This is a genomic window from Flavobacterium cheongpyeongense, from assembly GCF_003202435.1.
Lineage (GTDB): Bacteria > Bacteroidota > Bacteroidia > Flavobacteriales > Flavobacteriaceae > Flavobacterium > Flavobacterium cheongpyeongense.
The window spans coordinates 1-18,628 of sequence record NZ_QJHK01000024.1 but is presented as its reverse complement, the minus strand read 5'-3'; the positions used below and the strand labels follow the sequence as shown (position 1 = coordinate 18,628).

Genomic DNA, 18,628 nt, shown 5'->3' with positions numbered 1-18,628 from the left:
TTCCTTGGAACAAAAAAAACTCTTGATTATTACCTATTATTTTCCACCAGCCGGAGGTCCCGGTGTACAGCGCTGGTTGAAATTTGTAAAGTATTTGCCTGAATTTGATATTCAGCCGATTGTTTACGTTCCCGAAAACCCTACTTATCCTATTGTTGACGAAGGCTTGGTGAGGGATATTTCTGATAAAGTAATTGTTCTTAAAAATAAAATTTGGGAGCCTTATCAACTGGCCTCTGTTTTTTCAAAAAATAAAACTAAGAAAATCAGTTCTGGAATTGTTCCACATCAAAAAAAACAAACTTTTTTGGATAAGACTTTTCTTTGGATCAGAGGAAATCTTTTTATTCCGGATGCCCGGGTTTTTTGGGTAAAACCTTCTGTTTCTTTTCTTGAAAAGTATATTAAAGAAAATAACATTGATATTATTGTAACATCTGGACCACCGCATAGTTTGCATTTAATAGGTTTAGAACTAAAAGATAAATTGAAGGTAAAATGGTTTGCTGATTTTCGTGATCCCTGGACTACTATTGGCTATCATAAAGCATTACGTTTGTCGGGTTATGCATCTAAAAAGCACAAAAAATTAGAACATAAAGTTCTTAATGCAGCAGATAGGATTATTGTAACCAGTAAAACGACTAAGACAGAATTTCAGGCCATAACTGATAAACCTATTTCGGTTATTACAAACGGTTATGATATTGAAAGTGTAGGGAATCAGGTTTTGGATGCTAAATTTACCCTGGCTCATATTGGTTCCTTTTTATCTGACCGAAATCCAAAATTTTTATGGGAGTGTCTTGTAGAATTACTAAATGAAATTCCTGATTTTAGACTGCATTTAGAAATTAAATTAATTGGAGCAGTAAGTCAGGAAGTACTCGATTCTATTAGAGAATTTAATCTGAATGCTTATCTGAATCTTCTTGGATATGTTTCGCATCATGAAGCAATTGCTCATCAAAAAAAATCACAGGTTTTACTTTTAATTGAAATTAATTCTGAAGAAACCAAAAGTATTATTCCAGGCAAATTATTTGAATATATGGTATCAGAAAGGCCTATAATCGCTATTGGTCCACAAGGTTCTGATTTTGCTGACATTATAAAAGAAACCAATACAGGAGTATTTTTTGATTATTCTGAAAAAGCGAAGCTAAAAAGTGTAATTTTGGGCTTTTATAATCAATTCTTAGAAGGGAAATTACAAGCTAATGGTGTTGGTTTACAACAATTTTCAAGAAAAAGTCTTACCAAACAATTGGTGCAATTGATTAAGCAATCATAACGTACAGAAATCTAAATTCATAAATCCAAACATGGGTATTGTTTTAAACCAGTCTTTTAAAAATACTATTATTACTTACATAGGTTTCGGTATTGGAGCCATAAATACACTTTATTTATATCCCGTTTTTTTAGGGGCTACCTATTATGCATTAACAAATTATATTTTATCTGCGGCCAATGTCATCATGCCTCTGTTCGCTATTGGAATGCAGAATACGTTAGTCAAATTTTATTCTCAATATAAAACAGAAGAAGAAAGAGAACAATTTTTGTCATTTACGGCATTGTTTCCTGTATTAATGTGTTTTCCTTTGGGAATAATCGGACTCTTTTTCTTTGATGATATTACTGTCTTTGTGTCAAAGAAGAATCCGGTTGTAAAAGAATTTATGCTTCTAATTCCGTTTACCGGAATATGTATGGCTTATTTTGAGATTTTTTATGCCTGGGCAAGAGTACACATGCATTCGGTTTTTGGAAATTTCATAAAAGAAGTAGGGTTAAGGTTGTTTTCCTCTGTTGCCTTGATCGGTTTGTATTTTCATTGGATTACGCTGGTTGAGTTTGTTTATCTAACCGCAGGGATTTATTTAGTTGCGTTTTTAGTTACCATGTTTTATGCTTTTTATATCAAAAGGCCTAATTTTCAAATCACAATACCTGAAAACGTAAAGAGTGTAATGGAATATACTTTTTATATCATTCTTTCAGGAAGTGTTGCTAATTTACTTTTAGATGGGGATAAAATAATGCTGAACCAATATATGGAAATTGAGAATATTGCTTACTATTCAGTTGCTACTTATATTGCCTTGGTTATTTCTGTTCCCAGCCGTGCGATGCACCAGATTGTGTACCCGATTACGGCCAAATTAATGCATGAAAACAAACATGACGAACTAAACGATTTGTATAAAAAAACGTCTATTAACCTGCAAATTGTTGGCGGCTTTGTGATGTTATGCATTTTTGTAAATATTAATCAATTATATGAAATCGTTCCTAAAGAATATAGGGGAGGAGTTCCGGTTGTTTTTATGATTGGTTTGTCAAAGTATTTTGATTTGATTTTAGGAAATAATAATGCTATAATTTTTAATACTAAGTATTACAAAACCGTCTTATTTCTGGGTTTAGGGCTAGTAGGGCTGACGTTTATTTTAAATGTTATTTTCATACCTCTTTATGGTATTATGGGATCGGCATTTGCTACTTTGTTATCTATTACGTTTTATAGTTTGGCTAAATTGCTTTTTGTGGTTAAGAAACTTCATTTGTATCCTTTTACAAAACAGAATTTATATTCTTTGGGAGTTACAACGGCCTTGTTTTTCGTTTTTTATTTTTGGGAATTTCAGGTCTATCCCTTAGTTGGAATCGCATTAAAATCAACTCTTGTAACGATTTTATATCTTTACCTCAATTATAAATTCAATATTTCGCCTGATATAAATAAAGTTATTGATGGTTTTTTAGGTAAGTTAAGATTTAGAATGTAATGTTAATTTACAACTGCAATGTGTTGATTAAGTAGTTGTTGTGTTGGAATTAACATTTGTTTATTTTGTATTTTATAATATAAAAACTAACTTTATGTTCTCATATTAATAACAAATCTTCTTTTGTATTGAAAAATCTGTGATAAATCACTAAAAGTGGGTATTGTTAAAGGCATTAGGTTCATGTATTTTTGTTAAAATTAATGTTAAAGAATTTAAGTAAAATTTTTAGCTAATTATTATGAAAAACAATCAATTCAGCCGGGAAGAAAGTTTGCAGGTATTTTCTAATATGATTTCAAAAAAAGTTCATAACGGATTTGTACTTGAAGAGCGAAATGACAAAATGCTTTTTGCTGTACTTTCAAAAGGAGGGAAAGCTGTAGATCATGGATTCAATTTTATAATTTTTTGTTTAACATTAGGTTTATGGTCTGTTGCTTGGTTGTATCTTACAATAGAAGCTTCTAAACAAAAAAAGATTTTAGTTGCTATAGATGAAGATGGTGTTCCTTTTGAAGAAAGATGTTTAGTTGCATAGCAATTAAATAATTTTAAAAAAAAATAGCCACGAGTTATTTCTTTATTTATCATATGAAAAGAAGTAATTCGTGGCTGATTTGTTTATTTTAGTTTGTCCTTTAAATAAATACCTGTTACGGATTCTTTTACTTTGATAATTTCTTCCGGAGTTCCTGATGCCAATAAATGACCGCCATTTTCACCTCCTTCAGGCCCTAAATCAATAATCCAGTCGGCACATTTTATAAGATCCAGATTATGCTCAATCACAATGATCGAATGTCCTTTTTCGATCAGGGCATCAAATGATGCCAGTAATTTCTTGATGTCATGAAAATGTAATCCTGTTGTAGGTTCGTCAAAAACAAACAAAGCTTTGTCTTTTGTAGCACCTTTTACTAAAAAAGATGCCAGTTTAATACGTTGTGCTTCTCCACCCGATAATGTAGAAGAAGATTGTCCCAACTGTACATATCCTAATCCAACATCCTGAAGCGGTTGCAGTTTTTGAGTAATTTTTGTTTGTTTGTTTTTTTCAAAAAAAGAAATAGCATCATCAATGGTCATTGTCAGAATATCGTTGATGTTTTTCTCGTCGAAATTAACTTCCAGAATTTCTTTTTTGAATCGTTTTCCTCCACAGGTTTCACATGGTAAAGAAACATCGGCCATAAAAACCATTTCGACATTTATAGCTCCTTCTCCTTTACAGGTTTCACATCGCCCACCATCCACATTAAAAGAGAAATGTTTTGCCTGATAACCTCTTATTTTAGAAAGTTTTTCTTTGGCATACAAATCACGGATATCATCATAGGCTTTAATGTAGGTAACAGGATTGGATCTCGAACTTCTTCCAATAGGGTTCTGGTCAACATATTCAATGTGTTTTATTTGTGAAAAGGAACCCGTTATGTCACTAAACTGACCCGCTTTTTCTGCAGCGCTTTCCAGCTTTTTCTGCATAGCCGGAAATAATATCTTTTTTATTAATGTACTTTTTCCACTTCCTGAAACACCGGTGATCACCGTTAAAACATCCAATGGAAAAGTAACATTTATGTTTTTTAAATTGTTTTCCCGTGCACCTATGATAGCAATGTGATTTTTAAATTTTCGTCTCTTTTTTGGAACCGAAATCTCTAAATCACCATTTAAATATTTAGCAGTTAAAGAGTCAGATTTTAGAATTTCATCATAAGTTCCCTGCGCAACCAGATTTCCCCCAAAAGTTCCTGCTTCAGGGCCAATATCAATAATCATATCAGCGGCTTTCATAATATCTTCATCGTGTTCGACTACAATAACCGTATTGCCTAAATCACGAAGTGAAAGTAAAACTTTTATCAATCGTTCAGAATCTTTGGGATGCAGACCAATACTTGGCTCATCGAGAATATACATCGATCCTACTAAACTGCTTCCTAGTGAAGTGGCAAGATTAATTCTTTGGGATTCACCTCCGGAAAGTGTGGCTGAGTTTCTGTTTAAGGTTAGGTAGTCCAAACCTACTTCTGTCAAAAACGAGAGACGGTTATTAATTTCAACCATCAGTCGTTTGGCAATCTGCTGTTCATAAACATTTAAATCGATATTTTTGAAAAAAGTAACTAAATGTTTAATGGGCAAATCAACTAAATCAGAAACTGTTTTGCCGTTTATTTTTACATACGAAGCTTCTTCACGCAGGCGTTTTCCGCGACAAGCGTGACATTTTGTTTTTCCACGGTACCGGGATAACATTACCCGATTTTGTATTTTGTAATTTTTTTCTTCAAGTTCTTTAAAGAAATCATTTAATCCCTGAAAATACTGATTTCCTTTCCAAATTAAATCTTTCTGATCTTCTGTGAGTTCGAAATAGGGTTTGTGAATTGGAAAATCAAATTTATAAGCATGTTTTACCAATTCGTCTTTATACCAGCTCATGCTTTCACCTCTCCAGGGATAGATTGCACTTTCATAGACAGATAGTGAAGTATTTGGGATGACTAAATCAGCGTCAATACCAATAATGTTTCCGTAGCCTTCGCATACCGGACAGGCACCGTAAGGGTTATTGAAACTAAATAAATGGACATTGGGTTCTAAAAAAGTAATTCCGTCTAATTCAAAATTATTAGAATAAGTGAATCTTTTATCTTTGCCTAACTCCTGAAGGTAACAAATACCCTTTCCTTCAAAAAAAGCAGTTTGCACTGCATCTGCAAGGCGATTATAGAATTCCTCTTCCTCTTTAACGACAATTCGGTCAATGACCAGTAAAATGTCTTTATTGTCTAATTTATGGACATCTGTAGGGGTAAATTCATCCAGACGAATCATTTCGTTATCAGCCAAAATACGGGCAAATCCCTGCTGCAAAAGAATCTTAAGTTTATCTTCAAGCTGTCTTCCTTCTTCCAAATGTATAGGGGATGATAAAAGCCACTTGCTGTCAGTTGCTAATGTTTTTACATCTGAAATTACATCTGTTACGGTATTTTTTTTGACTTCCTTGCCAGAAATAGGGGAATAAGTACGGCCAATTCTGGCAAACAAAAGTTTGATGTAATCGTAAATTTCAGTTGAAGTTCCAACAGTTGAGCGAGCGTTTGTTGTGTTTACTTTTTGCTCAATAGCAATAGCAGGAGCAATTCCTTTAATGTACTCAACTTTTGGTTTGTCTAAACGCCCTAAGAATTGACGTGCGTACGAGGATAAACTTTCAACATAACGACGCTGCCCTTCGGCATATAAAGTGTCAAATGCCAAACTTGACTTTCCTGATCCTGATAGCCCTGTAATGACTACAAGTTTGTTTCGCGGAATAGCAACATCTACATTTTTTAAATTATGTACCTGTGCTCCTTTAATGATAATAGTATGTTTTGGGTCGAGTGTAGAAAGATCGATTTGCATAAAAAAAGTCAATTTCTACAAAAGTAATCAATTTTGAATTGAGTTTTGTTAATGAGATTGTTCCAAATTCTAACAGAAAAATTAGTAGAGTACAAGTTTTTAGTAATGATATATTTTATAAAAAAAATTGCTGGTTTGATTTAAAATGAGCTATTTTAGAACTGTTATTGTAACAATTTAAATCATATAAATTTGAAAACTAAACTTTCTATACTGTATTTTTTGATTGGTTTTTCCTTGTTCTCTCAGGAATTACCTCCAATTGTAAAATATCCATCAACTGTTTATGGGGCAGGAAATCAGAGCTGGATGATTTCGCAGGATGATCAGAATATAGTCTATTTTGCTAATAATGAAGGGCTTTTAGAATATAACGGAACCAATTGGAAATTGTATCCAACACCAAACGAAACTATCATGCGATCTGTAAAAGTAATTGATAATAAAGTTTATACAGGTTGCTATATGAATTTTGGTTACTGGACCAGGCAAGCAAATGGGAAATTGAAATATTTTTCGCTTAGCGATACAATCAAAAACAAAATTCTGGACGACGAACAGTTTTGGAACATTTTAAAATATGACCATTGGATTTTATTTCAGTCTTTGAACCGAATCTATATTTATGATACCAAAACAAAAAGTTTCAAAATTATTGCACCTAAAAATGGTGTCGTAAAATCCTTTGGTACGAAAAATTCGATTTATTACCAAACCATGAATGAAGGATTATTTGAATTAGAAGCAGGAAAAGGAAAATTGATTTCAAATAGCTCCATTCTTAAAAAAAATATAATTGTAAATATCTTTGCACTTGATGACAGCCTTCTGATTCACACACAACTAGACGGATTCTATAAACTCGTTGGAAGTGTTTTAACTCCTGTTGCAACAGAAGTGGATTCACAGATCAAATCAAGTTTTGTTTATAGCAGCCAGAAACTTCATGATGGGAGCTATGCTTTAGGTACCGTTTCTAACGGAATTTTTATTTTATCGGATACAGGAAAACTAAATTATCATATTTCACAAAGTAAGGGATTAAGCAATAATACTGCTTTGTCTTTATTTGAGGATAAAGACCAGAATGTTTGGGTAGGCCTTGATAATGGAATTAATTGCATCAATTTACAAACGCCGGTGCATAATTTTACAGATGATACAGGTATTTTAGGAACTGTTTATGCTTCAATTACACATAATGGAATGCTGTATGTGGGAACAAATCAGGGATTATTTTGTAAAAATTATCACAGTAAGGGTGAATTTCAGTTTATAAAAGGAACAAAAGGTCAGGTCTGGTCCTTATTTGAATATGAAAAAACACTTTTCTGCGGTCACGACTCGGGAACTTTTATTATTGAAAATGCATCAGCCAAAAATATCTTCAGGAGTTCCGGAACGTGGAAGTTTGAGTCTTTACTAAGCAATAAAAACATTGTGCTTCAGGGAAATTACTACGGGATTTCGGTTTTAGAGAAAATTAATAATCAGTGGCAGTTTAAAAATAAAATTCAGGGCTTTAATTATTCGTCGCGTTATTTTGAAATTACTCCAAATCTAGAAGTGTATGTAAGTCATGAATACAAAGGGATTTTTAGGTTTAAACTTGATAATTCTTTTTCAGAGGCAAAACAATTTCATGCTTATTCTTTTCCTGAAAAAGGAAAAAATGCAAGTCTGACAAAATTTAACAATGCTATATATTATGCTCATAAAGACGGTATTTTCAAATTAAATCCTGCTACAAAACAATTTGAAAAGGATAAGTTGCTAAGTTCTATTTTTGAACAGGATGAATATACTTCGGGTAAATTAATTGTTGACCAGTCGAATAAAATCTGGTTATTTTCTAAAAATTATATCCATTATTTTTCTGCCAGTAAGTTAAGTAATCAATTAAAGCAAAATGTCATCCCAATTCCTTCATCTTTAACTAATTCGATGCTGGGTTTTGAAAATATAACCCAGATTTCAAAATCGACTTATTTAATCGGCACTACAGATGGTTATTATACACTTAATATTGATGATGTAAGTTTTAAAAACTATACCGTTTCGATTTCTGAAATTTTAATCAATAAGCAGAACCAGGCTTTAAAAAATGTTGTTTTAAATGGCGAAGGAAGTTTTAAGTCCAATGAAAACAATATTACCTTATATTATACTGTTCCGGAATACAATAAGTATATCAATTCAGAATATCAGTATCTCTTAGAAGGCTTTCAGGAAGAGTGGAGTGAATGGAGTACAAAATCTTCAGTGAATTTTAAAAATTTACCGGCAGGAAAATATACATTTAAAGTTCGTGCAAAATATGCCAATACACTTTTGCAAAATACAGCGACTTATACTTTTGATGTTTTAAGACCATGGTATTTAACTAATGTCGCTTATCTTATTTATTTATTGATGCTGGTTGTGATTGGGTATTTTATCAATAAAGGGTATCGGAATTTTTATCAAAAGCAAAAAGAGAAATTAATTGAAGAGAACAATCTTTTGTTAGAGATTAAAGAACTTGAAAACGAACAGCAATTAATGAAACTCCGAAACGAGCAATTGTCGCAGGATGTCGATAATAAAAATAGGGAATTGGCTGTCTCGACCATGACATTAAATAGTAAAAATGAACTTTTAGCTTTTATTAAAGAAGATTTGAAAAAGACTTCACAGGATGGTAATAAAAATATCAAGTCAGTTATCAGAACGATAAATGATAATATTACCGAGGAAGATTCCTGGAAAGTTTTTAAAGAAGCTTTTGATAATGCAGATAAAGACTTCCTAAAAAGGATGAAACTAATTCACCCATTACTAACTCCAAATGATTTACGGCTTTGTGCGTACCTGCGATTAAATCTTTCTTCAAAAGAAATTGCACCCTTGTTCAATATTTCAGTACGAAGTGTTGAAATAAAAAGATATCGATTGCGCAAAAAAATGGAGCTACAGCACGAAATCGGTTTAACAGAATATATTCTATCTGTATAGGACGCAGAAATACGTATGAAAATAACTATACATTACCACAACATGAATCTTTTATTGTGGATTTAACACTTATTTATTAATGAAATTAACATTTTTAATTTGTTTTAAAATAGTGGTCTTTTTAAGGTATATTTATTTAAGTGTTGTTTTTTTTGCGATGTATGTTTTTTGTTGAGGTTGTTTTTATTTTATTATTAAAAAGATGAAATACTTTTATAATAAATAAAAACTAACTAATTATGAAACCAAAATTATTATTAACGGCATTGCTGCTGTTTACCTCTTTTGCGTTTTCGCAGACATTTGATGTAAATGGTACAGTGCTCGATGGCTCGTCGATGTCGCTGCCTGGAGTAAATGTTAAAGTTAAAAATTCGTCACAAAGTACAACAACAGATTTTGACGGATCTTTTAAACTATCAGGTCTCTCGAAAGGAACTGTAATTGTTTTAAGTTACATCGGTTTTCAAACTCAGGAAGTTTCAGTTTCGGATAACAAGATTACTGTTAAGATGATCGATGATGCAAAGTCATTAGATGAAGTTGTTGTAATAGGTTATGGAAGCCAGAAAAAAAGAGAATTAACTGGTGCGGTAGGTTTGGTCGATAGCAAAACTATTGAAGCTTTAAAGCCTGTAAAAGTAGAACAAGCTTTACAGGGTACTGTTTCCGGAGTTAATGTCACCAGTCAGTCAGGAGCTCCAGGTGCTGGTTTAGATATTCGCATACGGGGTATTGCTACTAATGGAGAAAACAAACCAACTGCGATTATTGATGGTTATGTTGGGGATTTGAGTTTGCTTAATCCTAATGATATCGAAACTATTACGGTTTTAAAGGATGCTCAGGCTGCAATATATGGTACCATTGGCGCTAATGGAGTTATTTTGATTACCACTAAAATGGGGAAAAGAAATTCAAAAGCAAAACTTACGTATAACACTTACGCAGGGTTTCAGGAAACCTCAAGAAAACTTCCAACTCTAAATGCTACAGAATATGTTCTTTTGTTAAATGAAAGTTATGCTAATGCAGGACAGGGAATAAAATATCCAAATGTAACTGGTTTTGGAAAAGGTACTGACTGGCAGGATGAGATTTTTGGGAATGGTGTTCCAATTATCAATCACGATTTATCAATTTCCGGAGGCTCGGAGAAAATTAATTATTCCGTTAGCGGATCACATCTTGATCAGGAAGGAATTGTTGGGGGTGATAAATCAGGTTTTTTAAGAAATACTGCCAGAGTTGCTGTTGGTGCAGACGTGACTGATAAATTAAAGTTCAAAAGTAATGTTATTTATACTTATTTCACAAGAAAAACATTGAATGAAAACGGACTTGGTTCTGTTCTGTTCAATGCATTAAATATTCCTGCTACAATTAACCCATATGATGCAGACGGAAACTTTACTGTAATACCGCGTGAAGGTTTAGGAAATGAAATTATTAATCCATTAGCCCAAATTGCCAATACTTATAATACATACAATTATAAAAAAATCAACGGAAATTTTGGGGTAGATTATAAAATTTTCAAAGGTTTTGTACTTTCCGGTAATATTGGTTTTAATACTTCAAACAGCGAATCGAAAAATTTTGCAAAACAGGTAAGTTACGGTGATAAAGTATTTGATGTAAAGCAAAGTTCTGTAACACAGGGAGCTGTAAATGACAACGATTATTCATTTGACCTTTATGGTACTTACACAAAAAAAATTGGGGAAAATCACAACATGTCAGGAACAGTAGGTACTACAGTTTATAAAACCTGGGGTAACGGACTTTTTGCAACAGGCTATGATGTACCCTATAACTCCTGGGAATTTGCTGATCTTAGCCTGATAACAACTATCTCAAAGGTTTTAACTAACAGTTCGTACAATTATGACCAGAGAAGGTTGTCTTACTTTGGAAGGTTACAATACGATTATAAAGGAAAATATTTATTATCTGCAATGATAAGACGTGATGCTTCTACAAAATTTGGTCCGGATAACAAAATAGCATATTTTCCTTCTTTTACAGGAGGTTGGGTGGTTTCAGATGAAAATTTCTTTGGAGAACCGAAAATAATTAACTTCCTGAAATTCAGGGCGAGCTACGGTACTTTAGGAAATGATCAGATTGGGGATTACCGCTATTTAAGCCAGCTTTCCGGAGAGGCAACGTATGTTTTCGATAATGAATTAGTTAGCGGCAGGGCTGAGGGCGTATTAGCAAACCCAAACGTAAAATGGGAGGAGGCCAAGAAATTTGACGTCGGTGTTGATATGAAATTATTGGATAATAAAATTTCGGTTGTAGCGGATTATTTTATCGATACCAGAAAAGATTTATTAATTCCGGGTATTGCTGTTACAGGTATCGGAGGTATCGGAGCCCCTGGTGCTGGTGCTCCAACAATAAATGCAGGTACAGTTAGAAATTCAGGTCTTGAATTTGCGGTAGATTACAAAGAAAAATTCACAGATGCTTTTTCAATGAGCGTGGGCTATAACGTTACTTTCCTTAAAAATGAAGTGCTCGAGGTGAAAAATGAAACACATTATATAGAAAGAGGTTCGTTTTCTGTAGGTCAGCAAGCACCAACAAGGATGGAAGAAGGAAAACCAATTGGATATTTTTACGGATATAAAACAGATGGTATTTTTCAAAACCAGGCTGAAGTTGATGCTCATCCTTCTCAACTGGCTTTAGGTGCAAAAGCGGTTCCCGGTGATTTGAGATTTGTAGATATTAATGGAGACGGTGTTTTGGATAGTAAAGACAGAACGAATATTGGGGATCAGATTCCTAATGCTACTATGGGATTTAATTTCCAGATGAATTATAAAAATTTAGATTTAGGAGTTTATACTTATGCGTCTTTGGGTAATGACTTGATAAGAAATTATGAAAGAAACCTTTCTGATGTGAATCATTTAGATTATATATTAGACAGATGGACAGGTGAAGGAACTTCTAATTCAACACCTAGAGTGACAACAGGAGCTACAGCAAATAGCATATTTTCTGATTATTACGTAGAGGATGCTTCTTATTGGAGAATACAAAACGTACAAATTGGTTATACATTAGATCCTAAAGTAATTCAAAAGGCAGGAATTACAAAACTAAGACTCTACGTTGGAGCTAATAACCTTTACACTTTTACCAAATATAAAGGTTTTGATCCTGGAGCTTCTACCGGAGACCCTATTGCCGGAGGAATTGATTACGGGTTTTATCCAATACCAAGAACGTATCTTCTGGGATTAAATCTTAACTTTTAATTGTTATCAAAATGAAAAAATATACACACTTATTTCTTTTCGCAGGAATACTGTTTTCAACCGTTTTTATTTCGTGTTCAGATGATTTTGTAGAAACTACACCACAGTATTCTATAGATTCAGAAAACTATTTTAACTCAAAAGGAGATTACGATCAGGCATTAGTAGCGGCTTATGATATACTGCAATCTACGTATGTAAATGTCTTATTAGGAGAAATTGCATCTGATAATACTTTAGCAGGAGGTGAGAGCCCTACTGATGTAGTTGGTTTTCAACAGGTAGATGATATGATTCATACATCGGTAAATAGTAATTTACATGACATATGGAATTGGATGTTCGCCGGAGTACAAAGAACTAATTATATTCTTGAATTTAAAGATAAAATTGACTTTGAAGGAAAGGCACAACTCCTTGCAGAAACCCGTTTTCTTAGAGCATATTACCAATTTGAATTAGTAAAATGGTTTGGTGGTATACCAATGAAGGGGGATGCAAGGTTTAAACTGGGGGATGAAACTAAAATACCGCGTTCATCAGTAGCAGAAGTTTATGCTTCAATAGAGGCCGATTTAACATACGCAATAGCTAATTTGTCTTCAACCACAGCTCAAAAGGGAAGAGTGACAAAAGGAGCCGCTCAGGCATTACTAGGTAAAGCTTATTTATACCAAAATAAATTTGCTCAGGCAGCAACAACTCTAGAAAGTTTAATCAGTACTTCTCCATATTCTCTGATAACAGATTACAATGCAATATTCGAAATGGAAGGAGAAAATGGAGCCGAATCTGTTTTTGAAGTCCAATATACAGATGTTGAAGGAGCTGGATTTGGATGCCTCCAATGTAGTGAAGGGAATGTAGCTGTTGGTTTCAGTGGAATACGTGGTTATGAAGGTCCTTTGTTTTCGCCTGGTTTTAGTTTTAATATTCCAACTCAGGAAAGTGCCGACGCTTTTGAAGTGGGTGATAAACGTAAAGATGTTGCCATATTAGATATAGCAGCCTGGGCAGCAGCTAATACAGGTGTTAAATACGGTAAAGGAAATGAAGATACAGGATTTTTTAACAGAAAATATTTGCCAAGAAAGAGAAGTGCCAACGCCGCCGGAGATTTGAATTTAACCAATCCAAATAATTACAGGGCAATCCGTTATGCAGATGTTCTTTTAATGGCTGCTGAAGCTTACAACCGTGGAGGCATAGACGATGGTAAAGCCAGAACTTATTTAAATGAAGTTAGAAAACGTGCTTTTGGAGATAACAATCACAATATTTCGGCATCTGGAGCTGCATTGACCGATTTTATTCTGGCAGAAAGAAGACTCGAGTTGTTTGGTGAAGGACATCGTTTCTTTGATTTAGTAAGAACCGGAAAGGCAGTGGGAACAATACCAGGCTTTCAGGCAAACAAAAACGAATTATTTCCTATTCCAATTGAAGAGATTCAGTTTTCAAACGGAAACTGGCAACAAAATCCAGGATATATTAAATAACATCAATTATGAAAAAAATACATTTTATTATAAGTTTTTTCGTTTTGACAACCTTGATGGGATGTGCAAACGATAACGGAGATATTGATTTGGATGGTTTACCTACACCGGAAAATATATCCGCTTTGACCACAGTAACACAGGATAATTCAGGTAAGGTTACTTTTTTGCCAAAAGGCGAAGGAGTGACGCAATATAAAGTTGATTTTGGTGACGGAAGTACCCAGTCAGATTATTTCTCTTCCGGAGGTACTGTATCGCATGTTTATAAAGAGGGTGTTTATACCGCTAAAATTATAGCGATGGGATTAAATGGAGAAACCACTCAGGTTGATCAACAGGTAGTAGTTTCTTTTAAAGCTCCGGAGAATTTAGTTGTTGTTGTAACGAATGATTTATCAGTTTCTAAAAAAATAACAGTTACAGCCTCTGCTGATTATGCTTTGTTTTATGATGTATATTTTGGAGAAACAGGAATGCCGGATCCAATTTCGGCAAACAATGGAGAATCTGTATCGTATACATATAAAGAAGCCGGAGTCTATACAATTCGTGTGGTTTCAAAAAGCGCTGCTATTAAAACTACTGAATATTCCACAGAAGTTACTGCCAAATTGGTTCTTAATCCAACAACAGCTGCTCCGGTTCCACCAAACAGACAGGCGGGAGATGTTATTGCTATTTATGGTGCTAAATATACCAATGTTGCGGGAATTAATTATTTCCCGGATTGGGGTCAGGCAGGACAAGGCAGCAGTTGGACTGAGTTTGATTTAAATGGAGATAAAATGCTGAATTATATTAAATTAAGTTATCAGGGAATTGCATTGGCAGATGGGACATCAATAGACGTTTCCGGTATGGAGTATCTACATATGGATGTCTGGACAGCAGATCTGCAGAAAATCGAAACTTCATTGATTAATATTGGACCTTCTGAAAAACCAGTAACAAAAGAACTGACGGCAAATCAGTGGACAAGTATCGATATTCCGGTTTCGGCATTTACAAGTCAGGGATTGTCAGTTGATAAAATTTTCCAGTTAAAATTGGTTGGGACACCTTGGGCTGGAGGAACAGTATTTATTGATAATATTTATTTTTATAAAACAGCCGCTCAATCGATACAATTACCTCTTGATTTTGAATCAGCGACATTAACTTATGCCTGGGGCGGTTTTGGTGATGCAGGTTTCGGCCCCATTCCTGCTTCAATCGTAACAAATCCTGATAAAACCGGAGCAAACATATCCAACAAAGTAGTAAAAATTGAAAAAACATCCGGAGCTCAGGTTTGGGCTGGTGCGAGTTTAAATTTAGAAAACACAATTGATTTTACTAAGGGTACGACAGTAAAAGTAAATGTATGGTCGCCGAAAGTAGGTGCTGATATTTTATACAAAATGGAAGTTTCGACATCGCCAAAAGACGGAAACGGAAATCCAACAGTATTTTTCGAGGCGCATGCAACAACCACAACGGCAAATGCATGGCAGGTATTAACGTTTGATCTTACTACGGCACCAAATTTCAGCACAGCAAATAAATACGACAGAGTAATTTTGTTTCCGGACTTTGGACAAATCGGAACAGGTTCTGTCTACTACTTTGATGACATAAAACAATCCAATTAAATAAAGAAATCATGAGTAAAAAAATAATCATAAAAATAGTATCCTTATTTGCGATTCTCCTGATGACGGGTTGTCAGAAAGATGATTACGCATTTGGAGATATAACCGCTCCAACAAATATCCAGATAAAAGCTGAAATTGTTGGAAAAACAGCTGCAGAACCTTATGGGGACGGATCAGGAATGGTTAAACTTGTAGCAATCGGAGAGAATGTTATTTCATATAAATATGTATTTAGTGATGGGACTTCCGAAAATTCTCCAGGAGGGCATTTTGATAAACGATTTACCAAAACAGGCATAAATAAATATACTGTTATCGCTGTTGCTTACGGAAAAGGCGGTGTTGCTACCAATACGACAATTGAAGTAGAGGTTTTAAGTAACTTTAGTGACCCGGATGCAGTTAATTTTCTGACCGGAGGAACATCTAAAAAATGGTATTGGTCAGCTTCTGAGCCAGGACATTTAGGAGTGGGGCAAAATGATGGGGATGCAACTAAAAATTATTATTCCAATTATTATCAGGCAGGGGCATTTGAAAAAGCTGGTTCACCAGCCAGTAGTTGCTTATATGAGAATGTATTAACTTTTTCTCTGGATGGAGAACAATTGAAATACGAGTTGGATAATGGAGGTTCAACCTTCTTTAATGCTTCCTTTGCAAGTGTTGCAGGAGGAAGTTCACCTGATGATGCTTGTCTGGCCTACAATACAGGCGGAGTAAAAACGGTATCCTTAAGTCCTTCAGAGTCTGTGGTAACTAAGAATCCTAACCATGCTACACAAACAAGAGGTACTATGTTAAACTTTTCTGATGGAGGTTTTATGGGGTATTATATTGGTCAGAGCTCATACGAGATTTTGTCTATTACAGCAAACAGAATGGTTGTTAGGGCTGTTATGGGAGGAAACACTGGCTTGGCATGGTATCACATTTTTACCACCACAAAACCTACGCAGGTTACGGATACAAATGTAGATTATACCAATTTAGTCTGGTCGGATGAATTTAATACGGATGGGGCTCCTGATACTACAAAATGGGGTTATAATTTAGGGACAGGAGATAATGGCTGGGGTAATAATGAAAAACAAAATTATACCAATTCTGCAACAAATGTTATTGTTCAGGGAGGAAGCCTTAAAATTACGGCAAAAAAAGAAGCTTCAGGAGGTGCAGCTTACTCATCAGCAAGATTAGTAAGCGACAGTAAATTCAAGTTTACTTACGGAAAAGTAGAAGTTAGGGCTAAGCTCCCAACAGGAGCAGGAACCTGGCCAGCTATCTGGATGTTAGGACAAAACTACTCTACAAAACCATGGCCGGCCTGTGGAGAAATTGATATCATGGAACATGTAGGAAACAATCAGAATGTTGTGCTTGGTACGTTACATTACCCTGGGCGTTCTGGAGGAAATGCTGACTCAGGCAGTAAAACAATAGCAAATGTTTCAACTGAATTTCATGTATATAAAGCAGTTTGGAGTCCTGCATCCATAAAAATATATACAGATGAGACACTCATACATTCAGTTGCTAATTCAGCTTCATTACCATTTAACAGTGATTTCTTTTTGATATTAAATGTTGCAATGGGAGGAAATCTGGGAGGAAACATTGATCCTGCTTTTACACAATCTTCAATGGAGATCGATTACGTAAGGGTTTATCAATAAATAAACTAATTAGTAAGAATAAAATTGGAAGGTCAGTTTAGTTTTGCTGGCCTTCTTAATTTATAATTTAAAAATATAGACATGAAAAAAGTAATATTGCTTTTCATAATAACTAGTTTTAGCATGGCCCAACAAGTAAAAAGAAAGCTGGTCTGGGAAGAAAATTTTAATAAGAAGATAAATGAATCTGTTTGGAATTTCGAACTCGGAGATGGTTGTCCAAGTCTTTGTGGCTGGGGGAATAATGAGAGGCAAATTTATACCCAAACGAATCATGAAATAGCAAAAGGCAATTTGGTTATTGAAGCCCGAAAAGAAGGAGAAAAATATACTTCTGCAAAAATCACTACTAAAGGAAAAAAAGAGTTTTTGTACGGGCGTGTCGAAGCGAGAGCCAAACTGCCTGTTGGTCATGGTTTATGGCCCGCATTTTGGATGTTAGGAGCTAATATTGATGAGGTAAAATGGCCCAAAACAGGCGAAATAGATATTCTGGAATACGTTGGCAGGGATCCGCATATGGTTTATACAACCTTGCATACTCAGGACAGCCATGGAAATACAATTAATACTAAAAGAACAGAGTTCCCCAATATAGAAGAAGGTTATCATGTTTATGCAATTGAGTGGAATAAAGATAAAATTGATTTTTTTGTCGATGAAAGTTTGGTTTATACATTTCAGCCCGAAATAAAAAATGATGACACATGGCCTTTCAATAAACCATTTTATATCATTATTAATTTAGCCATTGGCGGAAATTTTGGAGGACCGGCTGTTGATGATACCGTTTTACCTCAAAAATTCTATATTGATTATGTTCGTGTTTATGAATAATATAAACCTGAGTTCGATTAATATTTAGGTTTTAAAGTTTTTGATTTCTAAGTAATTACAACACTTCGCTAATCCTGAAAGGTCTTTTTCGGCCTTGTAAATATAATTTATTTAGCCAAAACACCTACAGGTTAAAAAAAAAAAAAATTGCAGGAGAAATACAAAAAAAAACTCTAAATCAATTAATTTATCACCGAGTTCAGGTTATAAAATAACTATTATAAAAAAAAGAAGTGTAAGTTATTTATATTGAATATTTTAGATAATTACGCTTCTTTTTTTAATTGTTAAGACATTCCAATTTATTTAAGATTTACAAGTACTTAATCGATAAAATTAAAATTATTTGATACTATTTATAATTTTATTCATTGTTGTCCGATAAAAAAGAAGCCAAATTAATGGCTTCTTAAAAAACATCGTAATTTAGAGTTGCAAAATTCAAATAACGATGGGTAAAAATAAGTATTTTTCGACTAAATCTGTTTTCGG

At 34.1% G+C, this 18,628-nt stretch carries 10 protein-coding genes; 9 read left to right on the top strand and 1 reads right to left on the bottom strand.

All coding sequences use genetic code 11. The annotated features are described in order from the left end of the window. Nucleotides 1–4 precede the first annotated feature (4 nt). The 3 genes from DMB65_RS19260 (at nt 5) to DMB65_RS19250 (ending at nt 3,336) form a co-directional block, all read left to right on the top strand. Nucleotides 5–1,294 carry a glycosyltransferase family 4 protein gene (locus DMB65_RS19260; RefSeq protein WP_110308264.1) on the top strand — a complete coding sequence of 430 codons (1,290 nt, stop codon included), beginning with the start codon at nt 5–7 and terminating at the stop codon, nt 1,292–1,294. 31 nt (nt 1,295–1,325) lie between these two features. Beyond that, a complete protein-coding gene (locus DMB65_RS19255; protein ID WP_110308263.1) occupies nt 1,326–2,795 on the top strand; it encodes an oligosaccharide flippase family protein in 1,470 nt (489 codons plus the stop codon). Nucleotides 2,796–3,036: 241 nt separating this feature from the next. After that, complete coding sequence (locus tag DMB65_RS19250; protein ID WP_110308262.1) at nt 3,037–3,336, top strand: hypothetical protein; 300 nt, start codon at nt 3,037–3,039, stop codon at nt 3,334–3,336. 83 nt (nt 3,337–3,419) lie between these two features. On the opposite strand, the gene uvrA is transcribed toward DMB65_RS19250, so the two are convergent. Beyond that, nucleotides 3,420–6,218, bottom strand: coding sequence for an excinuclease ABC subunit UvrA (gene uvrA / locus DMB65_RS19245; RefSeq protein ID WP_110308261.1), 2,799 nt, complete (start codon nt 6,216–6,218; stop codon nt 3,420–3,422). 192 nt (nt 6,219–6,410) lie between these two features. Between uvrA and DMB65_RS19240 the strand changes: the two genes are divergently transcribed. The 6 genes from DMB65_RS19240 to DMB65_RS19215 all read left to right on the top strand — a co-directional run bounded on the left by DMB65_RS19240 (nt 6,411) and on the right by DMB65_RS19215 (nt 18,136). Further along, nucleotides 6,411–9,212: a triple tyrosine motif-containing protein gene (locus DMB65_RS19240; protein WP_230470729.1), complete on the top strand. Its 2,802-nt coding sequence runs from the start codon at nt 6,411–6,413 to the stop codon at nt 9,210–9,212. A 239-nt stretch (nt 9,213–9,451) separates the two neighbouring features. Beyond that, a complete protein-coding gene (locus DMB65_RS19235; protein WP_110308260.1) occupies nt 9,452–12,487 on the top strand; it encodes a SusC/RagA family TonB-linked outer membrane protein in 3,036 nt (1,011 codons plus the stop codon). 11 nt (nt 12,488–12,498) lie between these two features. Continuing rightward, complete coding sequence (locus DMB65_RS19230) at nt 12,499–13,986, top strand: RagB/SusD family nutrient uptake outer membrane protein (RefSeq protein ID WP_110308259.1); 1,488 nt, start codon at nt 12,499–12,501, stop codon at nt 13,984–13,986. Nucleotides 13,987–13,994: 8 nt separating this feature from the next. Further along, nucleotides 13,995–15,620 (top strand): PKD domain-containing protein, encoded by a 1,626-nt coding sequence (locus DMB65_RS19225; protein ID WP_110308258.1) that lies wholly within the window; start codon nt 13,995–13,997, stop codon nt 15,618–15,620. Nucleotides 15,621–15,631: 11 nt separating this feature from the next. Further along, nucleotides 15,632–17,299: a glycoside hydrolase family 16 protein gene (locus DMB65_RS19220; protein ID WP_110308257.1), complete on the top strand. Its 1,668-nt coding sequence runs from the start codon at nt 15,632–15,634 to the stop codon at nt 17,297–17,299. Nucleotides 17,300–17,380: 81 nt separating this feature from the next. Continuing rightward, the gene (locus DMB65_RS19215) at nt 17,381–18,136 is read left to right on the top strand and encodes a glycoside hydrolase family 16 protein (RefSeq protein WP_110308256.1); all 756 of its coding nucleotides are present in this window, start codon (nt 17,381–17,383) and stop codon (nt 18,134–18,136) included. The last annotated feature ends 492 nt before the right edge of the window (nt 18,137–18,628 follow it).

Excerpts from the sequence above, each read along its gene's own strand:
- DMB65_RS19255 (WP_110308263.1), top strand. The coding sequence starts at position 1,326 with ATGGGTATTGTTTTAAACCAGTCTTTTAAAAATACTATTATTACTTAC.
- DMB65_RS19250 (WP_110308262.1), top strand. The coding sequence starts at position 3,037 with ATGAAAAACAATCAATTCAGCCGGGAAGAAAGTTTGCAGGTATTTTCT.
- uvrA (WP_110308261.1), bottom strand. The coding sequence starts at position 6,218 with ATGCAAATCGATCTTTCTACACTCGACCCAAAACATACTATTATCATT.
- DMB65_RS19235 (WP_110308260.1), top strand. The coding sequence starts at position 9,452 with ATGAAACCAAAATTATTATTAACGGCATTGCTGCTGTTTACCTCTTTT.
- DMB65_RS19230 (WP_110308259.1), top strand. The coding sequence starts at position 12,499 with ATGAAAAAATATACACACTTATTTCTTTTCGCAGGAATACTGTTTTCA.
- DMB65_RS19225 (WP_110308258.1), top strand. The coding sequence starts at position 13,995 with ATGAAAAAAATACATTTTATTATAAGTTTTTTCGTTTTGACAACCTTG.
- DMB65_RS19220 (WP_110308257.1), top strand. The coding sequence starts at position 15,632 with ATGAGTAAAAAAATAATCATAAAAATAGTATCCTTATTTGCGATTCTC.
- DMB65_RS19215 (WP_110308256.1), top strand. The coding sequence starts at position 17,381 with ATGAAAAAAGTAATATTGCTTTTCATAATAACTAGTTTTAGCATGGCC.